Origin of the sequence: Pantoea sp. YU22 (assembly GCF_003970755.1) — a bacterium.
Classification (GTDB): domain Bacteria; phylum Pseudomonadota; class Gammaproteobacteria; order Enterobacterales; family Enterobacteriaceae; genus Pantoea; species Pantoea piersonii.
Map to the genome: position 1 here is coordinate 345531 of NZ_RYDU01000001.1, position 17986 is coordinate 363516.

At 55.7% G+C, this 17986-nt stretch carries 19 protein-coding genes; 7 read left to right on the plus strand and 12 right to left on the minus strand.

Annotated features, from left to right (window positions below; all coding sequences use genetic code 11):
* Nucleotides 1-104 precede the first annotated feature (104 nt).
* Together EKL29_RS23165 and EKL29_RS23170 are read left to right on the plus strand one after the other, a co-directional pair.
* On the plus strand, nucleotides 105-248 hold the full coding sequence (locus tag EKL29_RS23165) for a hypothetical protein (protein ID WP_167456945.1): 144 nt from the start codon (nucleotides 105-107) through the stop codon (nucleotides 246-248).
* A gap of 42 nt (nucleotides 249-290) precedes the next feature.
* Nucleotides 291-464, plus strand: coding sequence for a hypothetical protein (locus tag EKL29_RS23170; protein WP_167456946.1), 174 nt, complete (start codon nucleotides 291-293; stop codon nucleotides 462-464).
* Here EKL29_RS23170 and EKL29_RS01655 read toward each other — a convergent pair.
* Nucleotides 452-1609 (minus strand): beta-glucosidase, encoded by a 1158-nt coding sequence (locus EKL29_RS01655; protein WP_120451963.1) that lies wholly within the window; start codon nucleotides 1607-1609, stop codon nucleotides 452-454. The two genes, EKL29_RS23170 and EKL29_RS01655, sit on opposite strands and share 13 nt — an antisense overlap.
* 148 nt (nucleotides 1610-1757) lie before the next feature.
* Here EKL29_RS01655 and EKL29_RS01660 point away from each other — a divergent pair, with 148 nt between their 5' ends.
* On the plus strand, nucleotides 1758-3218 hold the full coding sequence (locus tag EKL29_RS01660; RefSeq protein WP_126688696.1) for a phospholipase D family protein: 1461 nt from the start codon (nucleotides 1758-1760) through the stop codon (nucleotides 3216-3218).
* Between the two features lie 74 nt (nucleotides 3219-3292).
* On the opposite strand, the gene mdoC is transcribed toward EKL29_RS01660, so the two are convergent.
* Nucleotides 3293-4417: a glucans biosynthesis protein MdoC gene (gene mdoC / locus EKL29_RS01665; protein ID WP_120451965.1), complete on the minus strand. Its 1125-nt coding sequence runs from the start codon at nucleotides 4415-4417 to the stop codon at nucleotides 3293-3295.
* A gap of 269 nt (nucleotides 4418-4686) precedes the next feature.
* Here mdoC and EKL29_RS01670 point away from each other — a divergent pair, with 269 nt between their 5' ends.
* From EKL29_RS01670 to EKL29_RS01680, 3 genes are all read left to right on the plus strand, one after another.
* A complete protein-coding gene (locus tag EKL29_RS01670) occupies nucleotides 4687-6222 on the plus strand; it encodes a glucan biosynthesis protein G (protein WP_179256403.1) in 1536 nt (511 codons plus the stop codon).
* Nucleotides 6215-8770, plus strand: a complete 2556-nt coding sequence (gene mdoH / locus EKL29_RS01675; RefSeq protein WP_120451969.1) for a glucans biosynthesis glucosyltransferase MdoH — start codon at nucleotides 6215-6217, stop codon at nucleotides 8768-8770. Before EKL29_RS01670 ends, mdoH begins: the two co-directional genes overlap by 8 nt.
* Nucleotides 8771-8936: 166 nt before the next feature.
* Complete coding sequence (locus EKL29_RS01680; RefSeq protein WP_179256404.1) at nucleotides 8937-9155, plus strand: YceK/YidQ family lipoprotein; 219 nt, start codon at nucleotides 8937-8939, stop codon at nucleotides 9153-9155.
* Here EKL29_RS01680 and EKL29_RS01685 read toward each other — a convergent pair whose 3' ends face one another.
* The 3 genes from EKL29_RS01685 to EKL29_RS01695 form a co-directional block, all read right to left on the minus strand.
* On the minus strand, nucleotides 9156-9554 hold the full coding sequence (locus EKL29_RS01685) for a MysB family protein (RefSeq protein ID WP_120451973.1): 399 nt from the start codon (nucleotides 9552-9554) through the stop codon (nucleotides 9156-9158).
* Nucleotides 9555-9665: 111 nt separating this feature from the next.
* Nucleotides 9666-9932 (minus strand): hypothetical protein, encoded by a 267-nt coding sequence (locus tag EKL29_RS01690; protein WP_120451975.1) that lies wholly within the window; start codon nucleotides 9930-9932, stop codon nucleotides 9666-9668.
* A 561-nt stretch (nucleotides 9933-10493) separates the two neighbouring features.
* The gene (locus tag EKL29_RS01695; RefSeq protein ID WP_120451977.1) at nucleotides 10494-11417 is read right to left on the minus strand and encodes a Kdo(2)-lipid IV(A) acyltransferase; all 924 of its coding nucleotides are present in this window, start codon (nucleotides 11415-11417) and stop codon (nucleotides 10494-10496) included.
* Nucleotides 11418-11657: 240 nt separating this feature from the next.
* Between EKL29_RS01695 and EKL29_RS01700 the strand changes: the two genes are divergently transcribed.
* Entirely contained in the window at nucleotides 11658-12707 is a 1050-nt protein-coding gene (locus tag EKL29_RS01700) for a rhodanese-related sulfurtransferase (RefSeq protein WP_120451979.1), read from the plus strand.
* Between the two features lie 42 nt (nucleotides 12708-12749).
* On the opposite strand, the gene solA is transcribed toward EKL29_RS01700, so the two are convergent.
* From solA to grxB, 7 genes are all read right to left on the minus strand, one after another.
* On the minus strand, nucleotides 12750-13868 hold the full coding sequence (solA, locus tag EKL29_RS01705; protein WP_120451982.1) for an N-methyl-L-tryptophan oxidase: 1119 nt from the start codon (nucleotides 13866-13868) through the stop codon (nucleotides 12750-12752).
* Between the two features lie 97 nt (nucleotides 13869-13965).
* Entirely contained in the window at nucleotides 13966-14223 is a 258-nt protein-coding gene (bssS, locus tag EKL29_RS01710) for a biofilm formation regulator BssS (protein WP_120451984.1), read from the minus strand.
* Between the two features lie 220 nt (nucleotides 14224-14443).
* Nucleotides 14444-14713 (minus strand): hypothetical protein, encoded by a 270-nt coding sequence (locus EKL29_RS01715; protein WP_120451986.1) that lies wholly within the window; start codon nucleotides 14711-14713, stop codon nucleotides 14444-14446.
* A gap of 145 nt (nucleotides 14714-14858) precedes the next feature.
* Entirely contained in the window at nucleotides 14859-15104 is a 246-nt protein-coding gene (gene dinI / locus EKL29_RS01720) for a DNA damage-inducible protein I (protein WP_120451988.1), read from the minus strand.
* A gap of 69 nt (nucleotides 15105-15173) precedes the next feature.
* Nucleotides 15174-16220: a dihydroorotase gene (pyrC, locus tag EKL29_RS01725; protein ID WP_126688697.1), complete on the minus strand. Its 1047-nt coding sequence runs from the start codon at nucleotides 16218-16220 to the stop codon at nucleotides 15174-15176.
* A 301-nt stretch (nucleotides 16221-16521) separates the two neighbouring features.
* Entirely contained in the window at nucleotides 16522-17085 is a 564-nt protein-coding gene (locus EKL29_RS01730) for a lipoprotein (protein ID WP_126688698.1), read from the minus strand.
* A gap of 108 nt (nucleotides 17086-17193) precedes the next feature.
* Nucleotides 17194-17841, minus strand: coding sequence for a glutaredoxin 2 (gene grxB / locus EKL29_RS01735; RefSeq protein WP_120451995.1), 648 nt, complete (start codon nucleotides 17839-17841; stop codon nucleotides 17194-17196).
* Between the last annotated feature and the right edge of the window lie 145 nt (nucleotides 17842-17986).

Consider the following 17986-nt stretch of genomic DNA (forward strand, 5'->3'; position numbering starts at 1 on the left):
TCCCTCTTTTTTGGTACCAGAAAACGCTGGCGGGTCAGCCGGTTTCATTTACACTGTTCGGTGCCGCAAGTCAGCGGCGAGCCACTGATTTCTGTTGAGAACCTATGCTTCCACTGTCGCCGCACGATCCGCAAGATGAGCCCCTTCGCCAGTCGCTGGACGATGCGCACTTCGCCATTCTGGTGCTTGCGGTGACCTCTGTTACGCTTATAATCTTTGTCCTGATGGTGACGCTCTGGATGAGCTAAAGAGAAAATCGTAAGCGGCAGGGATGTTCAGAAGGAGCAAGTATGGAATCGCGAGATGACAAACTGATCGCCATTATTGGTCTGCTGGCCGCCTGTCTGATTGGCGTGGTATTTCTTTTTACTATGACCTGGCTCACCGATGTCCGTCATCCTGCCGATCCTTCGCTTGAAGTGCAGAGCTGCACGCCAAAAAAACCGCCTGCTCACGCCTCCTGAAATCGGGTCTGAAACTTAATTTGCTGACTGCGTAGTACCAGCGCTAAACCTTCATGCAGCGTGCGGTTGCCATTGGGATCGCCAAGCCCAAACAGCGCGCCCGGCGAACGACGATCGTCAGCCCAGGCGGGATACTCCACGACGGGATAGAGCGAAACGCCCTCCAGACCGATGCCCTGATCCAGCGCCAGCATCGCCTCTTCGCTGATATGCTGCAACCAGGGCGCGCGCGCCTCGCCCTCTGCGCCGGTTTCCGCCAGCAGCAGAGGGCGCTGATAGCGCTGCCAGCACTGGGCCAGCAGGCGATGCAGCGGCTGACGCAGCGGATGCGTCGCCGGCATCGGTTCGCCGGGAAAGAACCAGTGATTGTCGGGATAGTAGTTTAACCCGAGAATATCGAGGCAATCTTCGCTGCCGCCCAGTTCGCTGTCGATACGGCCCGCCAGCATATCCCAGGCTTCGAACTGCGCCTGATGCTGCACATCGGCATAGGGTTTGCTGTCCAGGTTATGCGGATCGCTGGCGATCTGCACCAGCGGATCGGTCAGGACGAAGCGCGCATCGGGATAAACTTCGCGGATCGCATGGATCGCCGCCAGCGACGCGCGCACCAGCTGACGCTTCAGCTCCTTGCCGCGGTTGGTGACGTGCGGATTGAACCAGGCGACATCGGCACCGGCCCATGCCCAGAATGAAATCTGATTGATGGGCGTGAAAAAGGGGCGTTCAATGCCTTCATCGCGCATCAGCTGCGCCATCGCGCGGGCGAAACGGGCAAAATGCTCTATAAAGGATGCTTTCCAGATATTCAGATGGTCGGGATAGCCGAAGTGCGCCAGCTCCCAGATAATCTCCATCTCATGACGTCTGGCCGCCTGCAGCATCGGCAGAAAGCTGCTCCAGTCGTAGCTGCCCGGTTCTTTCTCAATCAGATACCAGCGCGCGCCGTCGCGCGCCGTATGCAGACGCTGCGCCGACAGCGCGGCGTAATCTTTCTCCAGCAGCATATCGTGACCGCTGCTGATCACCATATCCAGCCGTTTGCCTGCGGTGCGGCAGGCGGTAGAGCAGGGGAAGCTGCCCTGGAAAAAACTTTTAAACAGCCGGGGATGATGGCGCTGAAGCAGGGATGAATCTGACGTCATGGTCCGCTCCTGTAACTGGCCGGTCGTGATAGTCTGGCTAAGTCTAGCTGAAAAAACGGCGCTGTCTGGCCGTTCTAAGACTGCGCGTATAGCCATAACCGGCGAAGCGTTAAATAATAAGATCGTGTCGATTATTCAGGGAACCCCAATGACCGAAGCGTTAAATCTGCTGACTGAACTGCCTGATGTCAGCTGGCTTGAGGAAATTATCGGCCCGCGCAGTGCCCGCCATCCCGGCCTGAGCGGCATCCATCCGCTTGCGGACGGGCTGGACGCGTTCGCCGCGCGTTACCTGCTGATGGGCAAGGCGGAGCGCACGCTGGATGTGCAGTACTATATCTGGCAGAACGATATGTCGGGACGCCTGCTGTTCTGCGCGCTGCTGGAGGCCGCTGGTCGCGGCGTTAAGGTGCGGCTCCTGCTGGATGACAACAACACGCCTGGCCTGGACGATACCCTGGCGCGTCTCGATCGCCATCCCAATATTACGGTAAAGCTGTTTAACCCGTTCTCGTTCCGTACCATTCGCGCGCTGGGCTACCTCACCGATTTCGCCCGGCTCAACCGCCGCATGCACAATAAAAGTTTTACCGTGGACGGCGTGGCGACCATCGTCGGCGGGCGCAACGTCGGCGATGAATATTTCGCTACCGGCAGCGAACCGCTGTTCGCCGATCTTGACGTGCTGGCGATAGGCCCGGTCGTCGCAGAGGTGACGGAAGATTTCGAGCGCTACTGGCAGAGTAAACCGGTGGCGCCGTTAAAGAAGGTGCTGGACGAGAGCGAACACCAGAAAGGTCTGGTGGCGCTGCCGCCCGACTGGCGCGACAGCGAGGCGGTGCAGCGCTATCTGGCGCGTCTTGACAGCTCGCACTTTGTCAGCCAGCTGGAGCAGGGAACGCTGCGTATGACCTGGGCCCGGGCGCGCCTGCTGAGCGACGACCCGCGTAAAGGGCTGGGCCGCGCAAAGCGCAAGAGCCTGCTGCCGCAGCGCATGCTGGACGTGATCGGCGCGCCGCAGCGGCAGTTCGATATTATATCCGCCTATTTTGTCCCCACGCGCGCTGGCGTCGCGCAGCTGCTGGCGCTGAGACGGCGTGGCGTAAAAATCGCTATTCTGACAAACTCCCTTGCCGCGAACGACGTTTCGGTGGTGCACGCCGGTTACGCCAAATGGCGTAAAAAGCTGCTGCGGCGCGGCATTGAGCTTTATGAGCTGAAGCCGCAATCGGGCGTACCTGACGCGCCTCATGACCGCGGTCTGACCGGTAACTCCGGCTCCAGCCTGCATGCCAAGACCTTTACCGTCGATCAGGAAACGCTGTTTATCGGCTCGTTCAACTTCGATCCCCGTTCGGCGGTGCTGAACACCGAAATGGGGCTGGTGATTGAGAGCGAAGCGCTGGCGCGACAGACCCACCAGCGCTTTAACGCCGCGATGCGCGATCGCGCCTGGACGCTGCGTCTCGATAAGTGGGGACGCGTCAACTGGGTAGAGTATGCAGGCGAAGCGCAGGAGGTGGTGCATAAGCATGAGCCGCGCTGTACCTGGGTGCAGCGCCTGCTGGTGCGGCTGGTGTGGCGTCTGCCTATTGAGTGGCTGCTCTGAAGGTCAGCCGCCCAGGCTAACAGAGACAAACCGCGGGTAACAGGGGCGATTCCCCTGTTACCCGCGTTCTTGCCCTATTTCTTCTGCGGTTTGCCGGAGAACAGGAAGCGCAGCAGCGGAATGCGCAGGTGAATTTCATACAGCAGAAACGCCACGCCGAACACCAGCGCCAGCCCCACAAAGAAGCCCAGCGTGTTATTGCCAATCTGCGGCGTAATAAAAATGCCGTAGAGCAGCGTCAGCGGGTGGTGCACCAGGTAGATAAACAGCGAGGCGTTAACCAGATACATAATGCGCGGCGAGTGGGAATTCAGCATGCGGTGGCCGAAGCTGAAACAGACATTCAGCATGCATAATCCCATCAGCGTGGTAATCAGCGCATCCAGCTCATAGAGCCAGCCGTCGCCGCTGCTGTAACGCTGGTTAAGGCTGTAGGCGATAAAAACCAGAATCGCGCCGAAGCACATCACCGGATTAAAACGCACAAACAGCTGCTTCAGGGCAGGGTGCTTCCACGCCAGCGCGCCCAGCATAAAGAAGGGCAAAAACAGCAGCGTCTGCATCACCATAATGCTGAACAGGCCGTCCATCAGCAGCGCCGGGAAAAAGGTAAATATCGCGCGCCGGAAAAGATCCCACAGCAGCGCATAGCCCATCACCGCCAGCGTCACTTTGCCCCAGCCGATGCGGCTGTAATCGATATGACGATGCTGTCGACGCAGCCAGTTAAAGGTCAGCATGCCGAGCGTGGTCAGTATCACCAGCACCAGCAAAAACCACAGGTGCGAGATCAGTTCCCACATCAGGTTATTGAACTTGCCGTAAAGCGTTAGCGTGTCCCAGTTACCTATCTTGTCCGTCAGCGCACGCAGCATAAAAAACTGAGGCAGCGTAATCAGCGGCACTGCGGTCAGCAACGGAATGCCGACGCGCTCAAGACGCACTTTCAGCCAGCGCTTCGCCTCATAGCGCAGGTAGAGCATGTAAGAGAAGTAGCCTGAGATAACGAAAAAGACCTGCATGCGGAAGGCGTGAATAAAATCATTCAATACGGTCAGCCAGAGTGAGGCTTCCTGACTATTGACGGCCCACTTCTGCGTGGAATAGATGAGGGAAACGTGAAACGGCACCCCCAGCAGCATCAAATACGCCCGAATCGAATCGAGAAAATATTCACGTTCAGGTTTTGCTGTGCTCATAAAGTTCCAGTTTGTTAGTCCGTTTCGGCCAGTTTCGCCCTGAAACTGATTTATGCCGGAGGGAAATTCTACCTGCTGTAAACAGCGTATACTATCAGTTGATTCTGGAACGTTTAATTGTCCTAAAAGCAGGCGTTGTCCTGACGAAACCATGGAACATTCTTTTGGATATGCTGTCGGAAAACCGAATAATCCTTTAAGATAAATGGGTTTGTACTTAGCACACGAAAGGGGGGGATGTGCTGATTAAAGTAGAAAATAAAGGCGGACTGATGAAAATGCGCTGGGTTGGCGCGGCAGTTCTGCTGGCGTTGTACGCCAATAATAGCTGGGCGTTTAACCTTGATGATGTCGCAAAAGAAGCTAAAACGCTGGCAGGGAAAAGTTTTGAAGCGCCTAAGAGCAATTTACCCTCTCAGTTTCGTGAAATGAAATTTGCTGACTACCAGCAGATCCAGTTTAACCACGATAAAGCGTACTGGGGCAAACTGCGTACGCCGTTCAAACTTGAGTTTTACCACCAGGGCATGTATTTCGACACGCCGGTAAAAATCAACGAAGTAACGGCTAACGCGGTGCGCGAAATCAAATACAGCCCTGACTATTTCAACTTCGGCAACGTTAAACACGATGCCGACGCGGTGAAAAACTTAGGGTTCGCCGGTTTCAAAGTGCTTTATCCGCTCAACAAGCGCGATAAAGATGACGAAATTACCAGCTTCCTCGGCGCAAGCTATTTCCGCGTGATTGGGGCCGATCAGGTATATGGCCTGTCCGCGCGCGGTCTGGCGATCGACACGGCGCTGCCGTCCGGCGAAGAGTTCCCGCGCTTTAAGGAGTTCTGGATCGCACGTCCGAAACCGCAGGACAAACAGCTGGTGATCTATGCGCTGCTCGACTCGCCGCGTGCGACGGGCGCCTATCGTTTTACCGTGCATCCGGGTAAAGAAACCACTGTCGATGTGCAGTCGAAGGTCTATCTGCGCGATAAAGTCGGCAAGCTCGGCATTGCGCCGCTGACCAGTATGTTCCTGTTTGGCACCAATCAGCCTTCGCCGGTTACCAACTTCCGTCCGGAACTGCATGACTCCGACGGCTTGTCGATTCACAACGGCAACGGCGAATGGATCTGGCGGCCGCTCAACAACCCGCGTCATCTGGCGGTGAGCACCTACACCATCGAAAGCCCGAAAGGCTTCGGTCTGCTGCAGCGCAGCCGCGATTTCAGCCACTATCAGGATCTCGACGATCGCTACGATATGCGTCCGAGCGGCTGGGTTGAACCGCTGGGCGACTGGGGCAAAGGCCGTGTCGAGCTAGTAGAAATCCCGACGGCGGACGAAACCAACGACAATATCGTCGCCTTCTGGACGCCGGAAAATCTGCCGGATCCGGGCAAAGAGATGAACTTCAGCTACCGTCTGCACTTTACGCGCGACGAAAGCCAGCTTCACTCTGACGATACCGCCTGGGTGAAAAACACGCTGCGTTCGGCAGGAGACGTGAAGCAGTCTAATCTGGTGCGTCAGCCGGATGGTTCTATCGCCTTTACCATCGATTTCGTCGGTAAAGCGATGAGCCAGATGCCGGATAACAGCCAAGTCGCGCCGCAGGTCAGCGTGGGCGACAACGGTGAAGTGGTTGAGCAGAGCGTGCGCTATAATCCGGTCACGAAAGGCTGGCGTCTGGTGCTGCGTCTGCGCGTCAAAGATAACAAACAGCCTACCGAAATGCGCGCCGCGCTGGTTAGCGGTGACAAGACATTGACGGAAACCTGGAGCTATCAGTTACCTGCCAATGAATAATCCGACATTTATTCCAAAAAACTACGTGGAAGCCCTGCCGCTGGATGCGGCAGGAAAAGCCCGGTTAAGCGCCTCGCTGCAACACGCCGAGGCGTTTCACTTCATACACGATACGCTTGGCCAGGATGTAGCCGCCAGCGATCGTCCTGATGATGCGCCGCTTAAGTCAGTTTCCGCCCGCGTCAAAATGGCGTGGCCGGAATCGCTGGCCGACGGAAAGCAGTTCGGTAAGGATTACCTCGATCGCACCACGCTGAAGGCGATGCCAAAGGTCAAACGCTCGCTGATGTTCCCGGAAGCCTGGCGGACCAACCCGCTGGTGCGCGCCTGGAACTCGCTGCGCGGCGAAAAGCTGACGCATCGCTACGCCAGCGCGGAAGAGCAGCGCGCCGAGGAGAAGTGGCGTCATGTCGGATCTATCCGCCGCTATGTGCTGCTGATCCTGACCCTGTTCCAGACGGTTATCGCCACCTGGTACATGAAAACCATTCTGCCTTATCAGGGATGGACGCTGCTCGATCCGATGGAGATGCTGAATCAGAACTGGCAACAGTCGGTGATGCAGATCCTGCCTTATGTACTGCAGACCGGCATTCTGTTCCTGTTCGCTATTCTGTTCTGCTGGGTCTCGGCGGGATTCTGGACCGCGCTGATGGGCTTTTTGCAGCTGCTGATTGGGCGCGACAAGTACAGCATCTCTTACTCGACGGCAGGCGATGAGCCGCTTAACCCGGAGCACCGCACCGCGCTAATTATGCCCATCTGTAACGAAGATGTGGAACGCGTCTTCGCGGGCCTGCGCGCCACCTGGGAATCGGTGGTTCGCACCGGCAACGCGGAGCACTTCGACGTTTACGTGCTGAGCGACAGCTACGATCCCGATATCGCGATTGCGGAGCAGAAGGCGTGGATGGAGCTGGTGCGCGACGTTGGCGGGGCAGGCAAGATTTTCTACCGCCGTCGTCGCCGCCGCGTGAAGCGTAAGAGCGGCAACATCGACGACTTTTGCCGTCGCTGGGGCAGCAACTACAGCTACATGGTGGTGCTGGACGCGGACAGCGTAATGAGCGGCGAATGTCTTACCGGCCTGGTGCGCATGATGGAAGCGAACCCTAACGCCGGTATTATCCAGTCTTCGCCGAAAGCGTCGGGCATGGACACGCTTTACGCGCGCTGTCAGCAGTTCGCCACGCGCGTTTACGGGCCGCTCTTCACCGCCGGTTTGCACTTCTGGCAGCTTGGCGAATCGCACTACTGGGGACATAACGCCATTATCCGCGTGAAGCCCTTTATTGAGCACTGTGCGCTGGCGCCGTTGCCGGGCGAGGGCTCCTTCGCCGGATCGATCCTGTCGCATGACTTTGTCGAAGCTGCGCTGATGCGCCGCGCCGGCTGGGGCGTATGGATCGCCTACGATCTGCCGGGCTCGTATGAGGAGCTGCCGCCGAACCTGCTGGACGAGCTGAAGCGCGACCGACGCTGGTGTCACGGCAACCTGATGAACTTCCGCCTGTTCCTGGTGAAAGGCATGCATCCGGTGCACCGCGCGGTGTTCCTGACTGGTGTAATGTCCTATCTCTCGGCGCCGCTCTGGTTTATGTTCCTGGCGCTCTCCACGGCATTACAGGTCGTGCATACGCTCATGGAACCGACCTACTTCCTGCAGCCGAGGCAGCTCTTCCCGGTCTGGCCACAGTGGCGTCCTGAACTGGCGATCGCGCTCTTCTCGACAACGCTGGTGCTGCTCTTCCTGCCGAAGCTGCTCAGCGTGGTGCTGATCTGGTTCAAAGGGGCGAAACCTTACGGCGGCGCGTTCCGTCTGTTTATTTCGCTGCTGCTGGAAATGCTCTTCTCCGTCTTGCTGGCGCCGGTGCGTATGCTGTTCCACACCGTGTTTGTGGTCAGCGCTTTCCTGGGCTGGGAAGTGGTGTGGAACTCGCCGCAGCGCGACGATGACGCCACGCCGTGGAGCGAAGCATTCCGTCGTCATGGCTCGCAGATGCTGTTAGGCATTGTCTGGGCGGTCGGCATGGGCGTGCTGGATCTCAACTTCCTGTGGTGGCTGGCGCCGATTGTCTTCTCGCTGATCCTGTCGCCGTTCGTATCGGTGATGTCGAGCCGCGCGACGGTGGGGCTGAAGAGCAAGCGCGCAAAACTTTTCCTTATCCCGGAAGAGTACGAGCCGCCGAAAGAGCTGGTGGATACCGACCATTATCTGCAGCTCAACCGCGAGCGCGCCCTGAAGCATGGCTTTATGCATGCGCTGTTCCATCCGGCGTTTAACGCGCTGGCGACCGCGCTGGCGACATCGCGTCACAGGCAGAGTCAGCTGCTTGATTATGCGCGCGATCGCCGCGTCGATCAGGCGCTGAGCGACGCGCCTGAGAAGCTGAGCCGCGAACAGCGTCTGCAACTTATCAGCGACCCGGTGGTGCTGGCACGCGTTCACTCGCGTCTGTGGGAAAACGGCGATAAGTATCATCAGTGGGTGGAAAGCTATCAGAAGCTTGCGCTGAACCCGCTGGCGCTACCGCCGCAGGCGGGTTAAGATTCATAATTGTGTAAAGCGGCAGCAATGCCGCTTTTTTTATGGGCGCATTTTAACGGCATCATTACGTTTTACTGGCGTAATAAGGCGACAAAAGACCTGACGCATTATCTACAATAGCGGCGGGCTGGAATGAGTAACGCGTGTGAAAAGTTTGCTGAAAATAATGATTGTCGCGCTGACGGCGCTACTATTAAGCGGGTGCGGCAGTATTATCAGTCGCGCCGTGCCCGGACAGGGACACGGCAACCAATATTATCCTGGCGTGCAGTGGGATGTGCGCGACGGTCCATGGCGCGTACTGACCATTCTCGACCTGCCGCTGTCGCTGGTGGTGGACACCATGCTGCTGCCGGTTGATGCCCACCACGGACCTTATGAATAATCAGAGCAGTCGATCTGACTCGCTGTTATCATCTTCCCACTCTTGCGCCGCCGTTTCGCCCTCTTCGCTGTCGAGCGGAGGCTCAAGCTGAAATTCCCCTTCATCCCATTCGTGCAGCGTATTCTCGGCTAACCACTCCTGACGCAGCTCGACCTCGTCGAAATCGCCGTCAAAAATTGCCTGTGCCGCTTCGCCGCTGCGGATCGGCAGACACTCGCCCGATTCGCCTTCCTCTTCAAAGAATTCTGCCTGCCACATAATATCGCCATCCTGCATAACGTACTTCTGCAGGCCAAACTGACTGATGCTGGCATCCTCTTCTTCAATGTCGGGATGATCGGCGAGAAACTCTTCACGTGCAGCCTCGATGGCTTCTTCTAAGGTACTGAACATGCTCATTACTCTTCTCCTTGCCTCATTAAAGGGATGTCAGAGAAGGATAGACGAAATTTTTCAGGGGAAAGTACGAAAAAGAGACGGCGGGAGAGAAAGTCATCCCGCCGTCATCGATCAAAGTGATTTTTGCGGAAAGTGCAGCACCGGACGCACCGTTTCACGCATAACGGGCGCAGAGTAGCGAATACAACATTTAATGCAGGGTTTCACTTTTTTAAAATTAATTCGCGCAATAGATAATGCCTGATTCAGGTTATATAGCGTGCCGATAAAAACGATATCTTCTTTACCAGGCATGCGCTTACACTCTTTGCGGTGTAAATAATGATAATTATCCTGATCGGTACTGATGGTTACGTAGTAATAGATGCCTTTATTCATTTTTATGTTCCTGCTAGAGGTTTGCTGTGTGTAATCTTTTTATATTTTTAAAAGAGCAGCTAAATAATTAACTGCTAAGAGCGAAACTACCGATATGTATCTAAATTTTCAAATTCCATAAAGGTATAAAGCAGGCACCTGAAAGGCATAATACTTATATACGACAGGTTTAATCAGACAATGCCTTGTAAAATAAGTTAATTTTACTGCATACATAAGCTAAAGCAAAGAATTGTCAATGAACAAATAAGAAAAGACCTGGAGATAATATAAATCAGATCCAACCAGGATAAATCTCAAACATTAATTTTACAGGTAAAGAATAACGCTATTAAGGGCCGTAAACGCTTTTCCGTCAAAATTAATACAGCAGGCATAAACAATAAATTATTGAGGCAAACCAGCGCAAGTTGTCCTTTAGTTTAAAATGGACCTTACGGAAAGGTCTGTAAGTTTTTAACCTTTAAAAACAAGGAGTTGAGCCGTGATGCGGCTTATTGTAAGCGTAAGCGGTAGTAATGCTTAACGCCAGCGGGTGTAAGAGCACCCGCTGGCGAGAGATTAGTAGCGTGAAGGCTCGCCTTCGGGGCGGGTTTTAAAGCGGCGATGCAGCCACATATATTGCTCAGGCGCCAGCAGCACGCCTTCTTCCACCACTTTATTCATTTGCGCGGCGGTTGCGACATCGCTGTCGAGCGGCATCTGCTCGCTGACGTCAGGTAAAATCAGCATCTGGTAGCCGCGGCCGTGCGGCAGACGACGCGGAACAAAAGGCACCACGTGCGGCTTGCCGCTGCGGATCAGCAGATAGGTGCCCACCGTGGTAGCGGCTTTTTCCACCGCAAAGAAGGGCACAAACACGCTGCTGCGCGGGCCGTAGTCGTGATCGGGCGCGTACCAGATAATATCGCCGTTTTTCAGCGCGCGGATCATGCCTTTCAAATCCTTGCGATCGAGCATGCTTTTGTTGGAGCGCATACGGCCCCAGGTCTGCAGCCAGTCGAGCAGCTTATTATCGTTAGGTCGATAAACGCCGATGCCGGGATTGTAGATGCCAAAAATACGCGCGCCTAACTCCAGCGTCAGAAAGTGCATACCGATAAGCAGCACGCCGCGCTGTTCATCTTTGGCTTTTTGAATATGCTCAAGACCTGAAACATCAAACCACTTTTTAATGCGCCAGTCGGGCCAGAACCATGCCATGCCGGTTTCGATTAACCCCATGCCTACCGACTCAAAGTTATGCTTTACCATCGCATCTCGCTCGCTGGCAGGCATATCGGGAAAGCAGAGTTCCAGATTACGCTGGGCGATGGCGACGCGGCGCTTTAAAAAGCGCATCGCGATACGGCCTAAGCCGCAACCGAGCACGTAGAGTAACGGGTAGGGCAGCAGGACCAGCAGATAGAGAAAAGCGATGCCCAACCAGGTCAGCCAGTAACGGGGATGAAGGAGCTCTCGGGAAAATTGCGGCAGTTGAGTCATAGAGAAAAGCTTATCCTGCGTAAGGCGCCCATTGACGCCAATATCTCGTTGATTTTCCCCTATTGTGCCAGCTTTTCTTCTGCGCTGAAATAAATGCGGGCTGATTGCGCATGCGGCGAACTGAAAATAGCCAGGCCAGCAGAGCGGTTAAAAAGGGGGCCAGATCAATTTTCTTTGCATCCTGGTGCTTTGCTGTATCATGTGCGGCGCAATTTTTTATCCAAAACAGGAACGAACACCATGCCAGTGTTACATAACCTTGTTAACAACAAAGAGCTGAAGGCGCGCATGCTGGCGGAAACCGAACCGCGCACGACCGTCTCGTTCTACAAATACTTCCACATCGCCGATCCCCAGGCTTTTCGCGACGCGCTTTATCTCGGCCTGACCGAGCTGAAGGTTTTTGGCCGCGTCTACGTGGCGAAAGAGGGCATCAACGCGCAAATCAGCGTGCCAGCCAGCCTCTATGAAAAAATGAAGGCTTTTCTCTACGGCTTTGATGCGGCGCTGGATAATTTGCGCATGAATATCGCGCTTGATGACGACGGCAAATCTTTCTGGGTGCTACGCCTGAAGGTACGCGATCGCATCGTGGCGGACGGTATTGAAGATGAGAGCTTCGACGCCAGCGATGTTGGCACCTACCTGAAGGCGGCGGATGTTAACGCGATGCTGGACGATCCTGACGCAGTGTTTGTCGATATGCGCAACCACTACGAATATGAAGTGGGCCGCTTTGACAATGCAATGGAGATTCCGGCCGATACCTTCCGCGATCAGCTGCCGATGGCGGTCGAGATGCTGCAAGAGCAGAAAGACAAAAAAATCGTTATGTACTGCACCGGCGGCATTCGCTGCGAAAAGGCGAGCGCCTGGATGCGTCATAACGGTTTCGAGGATGTGTACCATATCGAAGGCGGCATTATCGAATATGCGCGCCGTGCGCGCGAGCAGGGTTTGCCGGTGCGCTTCAGGGGCAAGAACTTCGTCTTCGACGAGCGAATGGGCGAGCGGATCTCAGACGATGTGCTGTCGCAATGTCATCAGTGCGGCGCGCCGTGCGATACCCACACTAACTGCGTCAACGACGGCTGTCATCTGCTGTTTATTCAGTGCCCGAGCTGCGCCGAGAAGTTTCACAACTGCTGCAGCCCGCTCTGTATGGAAGAGTCGCAGCTGTCGCCGGAAGAGCAGCGCGCGCGCCGCGCCGGTCGTGAAAACGGCAATAAAATTTTCAATAAATCGCGTGGCCGTCTGACGATGGCGATCCCGTCGCCAGAGAAAGAGTAACGCTTCGAGCCTGACGCGCCTGCGTCAGGCTTTTTTCTCTCTTCAGCGGTCGAAGCGGGAAAGCGAGAAGGGCGCGAGATCAAACGAAAAGGGTTTATCAAGCGCAAACTCCGTCGCCAGCTCACCCAGCACGCTGGCAAACTTAAACCCATGTCCGCTAAGGCCGGTAATAATCAGGCGATTTGGCTCATCCGGCAGGGTATCGATAATAAAATCTTCATCTGGACTCACATCGTAGCTACAGGCTTCGCCGTGCAGGCAAACGCCCACCCCAGGCAAGAATTTACGCAGAAACGCAAAGGCGTCACTGCCGTCTTCGGCGAAGCTGCCGAATGGCTTGCGATCTTCCGGCTGCTTCATCGGTTGGCCGCCGTCATGGCGTCCTAATTTCAGCGCATTGTTGTCCGCCGGGAAGCCGTAAAACTGGCTGCCATTCTCCATCTCTACCGTAAAGCCAGGGAATTTATTGTTTTCGCTGTAGCGGCCGTCGGCCTGATACCAGGCGAACACTTTGCGCGTCGGCTTCAGCGGCAAATTGGGCACCAGCTTGCCGACCCAGGTTCCGGCGCTGATCAGCAGTTTACGCGCGCGGAAGGTGCCGTCTGCCGTCACCACCTGCTGCAGATCGCCGTCACGGCCAATCTGCGATACGCCGCAGTTAAACAGCTGCGCGCAGCCCGCCTGCTCGGCGAGCGAAATCCAGCTGCGCACCGCCTGCTCGCACTTCAGATAGCCTGACTGAGGCTCAAACACGCCGATATAACCGTCAGGCACGCTGATCTGCGGCCAGCGCTGCCGAACTTCATCTGCCTGCAGCACCTGCACGTCGAGCTTCCACGCCTGCGCGCTCTCGATCACGTTGCGAATGAATTCTGAGTGAAGGGGCGCAAGATTGATAATGCCGCTGCGGTGCATGATGCGTTCGCCAGCCTGCTTCTCCAGCTCGTCCCACAGCGTCTGCGCGCGTAGCACCAGCGGAACATAGCGTTCGCCTTCGCCGTAGGCGTGGCGGATCAGGCGCGTTTCGCCGTGATGCGTGCCCTGGTTATGCGGCGGATGGCTGGAATCGATCATCAGCACCGACAGGCCCGCCTGGGTGGCATAAAAGCCTGCGGCGGCGCCTACGGAACCGCTGCCCACCACAATCAGATCATAAATCATTGAATGGAAACTCCTGTAAGCCGTAACACGCTCAGCAGCATAACAGAATCAGAAATGAAAAAGGCACCCCTGAGGGTGCCCGTTCATCTGGCGGAGACTAATGTTTGGACTGGTAACGTTCCATCTGCTCGGCCGATTCGATCTTGGCAATGCCAGCTTCGAGAATAGAAATAAATTGCCTTGCCACGTCTGTTGTCAGCCAGTAGGTCGGTCCGACGTCTGCTTCTTCTTCTTTTTGATCCTGCGATGAAAGCGAGTGTAAGCGGATCATCATAGCGTCGTAGCTGTCTACGGTACTGATATCCCAGCCCACCAGCGGGTGAGTCTGAATAACGTCTTTATTATTACTGTCCATTATAACCTCCTTATTACTCGTTAAACGAAGTGCATGATGAGGTTCAATGCGGCTTTTTTATCCAGTAGCGAGACAATTATAACAGAAAATAAGCTCTATCCGATTAAAAAGTGCGGCGAACAAAAAGTGAGCGAAATATTCGGCGTTAAAAAAGGCATTAAAAAAAATAAAATGCCTGACGCATCAGGCAGTTTTTTTGTACGGTGACGCGCGGAAAAAATCAGGCCAGGGGGTCAGCCGGCTGCGCGCTGTGTGGCTTTTGCAACGTCAGCGCCAGACGGGCGAAATGCTGTTGCAAATGTTCGTCATGGTTCTGGTTTTGCGCCTCAAGCGTCAGGTGATGTACCAGCAGCTGAGCGGCGCGCTCGTCGAGGCAGAGAGTAAGACTGGAGAAGGCACTTTCCAGCACCGTCAGGCGACGCTGCTGTTCAGCAATCAGCGCCAGCAGCTCACCGAAGGTCATGGCCTCTTCCGGGTTTTCGGTCATCATTTCGTCGCACCTCCTGTTAAGCATAACGAGCGCAAGAATAGGCGATTGATCGATCTGAGTCTAGATGCAGGAAAAAGTTCTGGCGAGAGGAGAGAGCGATAAAAAAGCCGGATGGCGACACCCGGCAAAAACTGCGCAGTGGCGGTTAATCGGTAATAAACCAGTCGTCAGCGCTTTCCCAGGTTTCCTGTAAAATATCGCTGATACGATCGCGCGTCTCTTTACCGCCGCCCAGCACACTAAGCTGGTTCGCAGTGGCATAGCGCACCTTGACGTGATTCTGGTCGTCGGGAAACTCTTCATCGATACGGCGGGAAAGTTCTGCCGTCAGCGCCTCCATGGCGCCGGACGGAAGCGGGGACGTTTTGGCAACGGTAATTTCAACACGCATAGCAGCCTCCGGATTAGATGCTGTATATATTTACAGTATATTCGGGCCGGAGGCAAGCGAAAGCGCAGATCAGATTTTTACGCGCCAGTTTAAGGTCTCGCCAGCCAGGAAAGGAACCAGCGCATGCTCGCCCATGCTGATGCTCTCTTCTACTTTCCAGGGTTCACGCACCAGGGTCAGCGATCCTTCATTCAGCGGCAGGCCGTAAAAACGCGGGCCGTTCTCCGAACAGAAGGCTTCCAGATGTTGCAGGGCGCCCAGCTCCTCAAAGACGGTGGCATACGCAGGCAGCGACACAGGGGCGTTAAAGACGCCCGCACAACCGCAGCTCGCCTCTTTCAGATGACGCAGATGCGGCGCCGTATCGGTGCCGAGGAAAAAGCGCGGATGACCGCTGGCGACCACGTTGCGCAGCGCTTCCTGATGGATGTTGCGCTTGAGGATCGGCAGGCAGTAGAGGTGCGGACGCACGCCGCCGACCAGCATATGGTTGCGGTTGAACATCAGATGCTGGGGCGTGATGGTCGCGCCAAGCTTGTCGTTGCCCGCCTCGACATACTGCGCCGCTTCCCGCGTCGTAATGTGCTCGAAGACGATTTTCAGTTCCGGATAGGCTTTGCGCAGCGGCTCCATGACCGTCTCAATAAAGCGCGCCTCGCGATCGAAAATATCGATATCGGCGTGGGTCACTTCGCCATGGATTAACAGCGGCATGCCAATCTTCTGCATACGCTCCAGCACGTTGCTAATGGCGGCAATATTCGTAACGCCGTGGCTGGAGTTGGTGGTGGCGTGCGCCGGATAGAGTTTCGCGGCGGTGAAAACGCCCGTGGTAAAACCCTGTTCAATCTCGTTGGGATCGAGCGAGTCGGTGAGATAGCAGGTCATCAGCGGGGTGAAGCGGTGCTCAGCCGGCAGTGCGGCCAGAATGCGTTCGCGGTAGGCGACAGCCGCGGCGACGCTGGTCACTGGCGGCACCAGATTAGGCATCACGATGGCACGTCCGTTAACCGCGCTGGTATAGGGCAGGACCGTATTTAGCATCGCGTCGTCGCGCAGATGAATATGCCAGTCGTCAGGGCGGCGGATAGTAAGTTGCTGAGGGTGTGCAGTCATCAGTGAAGCTCCGGCTAGTCAGGAAACGTAGAGGCGCGTTTTGGCCGGGTACAAAGCATAAGGCGTCGGGCAACCGTTTGCACTTCTTTTCTTACAGGAAAAACGGTCAGGTTCCGATGGCTGGATAGATAACGTGCAAAGGTGGGCGACATGGCCCGCTCGCAGAGCGGTAAAAGCGCCATCCATGGCGGCTCAGCCCGTGCGGTCACGTCGGTAACCGGGCCAGTGCGCGGCCGTCGCTTCTCCGGCGCGGACGCCGTGCTGACGCCCGGTCGGCGCGCGCTTCACTTGTACAGGCGACTTACTGGGTAAAAGGGATTACCAGCTGGCCAGGCTCAACCTTCAGCCCTTTAGCGAATTTCTTCGCCAGCGCCTCGCCTTTGCTGCGATCGACGCTCAGCACGTAGGCTGGCTTCTGATTGAAGTAGCTTTTCAGCGACTGGTTCAGGTAGGGCGTCAGGCTTTTCATAACCGCTGCCATTTTCTCCGGCTGCACCTGCGCGTCGACGATTTCCAGATCGCGCAGATAGACGGCGCCCTGCTGCGCATCAAATACCGGCTGCGCCTTCATTTTGAGCTGCATATCCGCGTCCTGCGGGCCAAACAGCGAGGTGACGCTGATTTTTGCCCTGCCGGTAAGCGTCACCTTGTCCGGCTCTTCGCGGCCGATCTGGCTGCTGAGATCGGTTAACAGAATATGGGCGTTCACCAGACCGGCTACGCCAATATCTTTTTCATAATTGTTGTGTTTTGCCAGCGCCTGGTTCACTTCCTGCTCGCTGATGGTGTACTGCGTAAGCTGATTGCAGCCGCTAACCAGCACGGCGAAAAACAGGGCGACCAGCCCAGGAAATGCCTTTTTCATATTGTCCTCATCCGGATTGATCTAATGCAGGGCATAGGGTGCCTGAATGCGGAAGAGGTGTCATTAAGAAGGCGATGAGAAACGCAGCGCGTCTCTCATCGAATCACGTCAGATGGCAATGGAGGAGAGCAGATTGACCTGCGTCTGTTTCGCCATATTATCGCGGTAGTCGGCGACGCGGCTGGGCCAGTCGATACCGGCCACCAGCGTCAGCGAGCGCAGCAGCGGAAAGAGGTGAATATCATCTTCCGACAGCTCGCCGTTGACCGCATTAGGTTTAACGATCAGTTTGTCGAGCTGACGCAGATCGTCGCTGATCTTTTTGATCAGGCCTGGCGCATGGCTCTTCAGCTCCGCAAAATCGCCCATCGCCGCCTCTTTCTTGTTGCGGAAATAGCTGCGCGCCTCTGGCGTGGCAAACTCGGCAAAAGCGGCTTCAGCGATGCGCGGCAGCAGCAGCTTGTTGATATAGCCGTTTACATGACGCAGCCAGTCGCTGATAGCTGGATTCATCTTGCCATTCAACAGCGGCTCTCGGTCGCTTTTATCGATAAAGCGCACAATATCCATGCTTTCCGGCATCGCGCTGCCGTCATCTTTTTGCAGGATGGGCGCGACCTTCTGACCCACCAGTTTTTTCGGCGTGGCTTCATCGTCGTTAAGCATCACGATCAGTTCTACCGGCAGGTTTTTCAGGCCGAAAATCATGCGTGCTTTGACGCAAAAGGGGCAGTGGTCGTAGATGTAGAGTTTCATCCCGGTCTCCTTTTGATATTCAGGGCAACGGACGCCACCCTGATTGAGGACGTGCCGAGAGTATGGAAGAGATTAGCGGCAAGGGCAAACCGACGCCGCAGGCGGGCCGGGATTTACAATATAAAATCAAGGCGTTTGGCGTCGG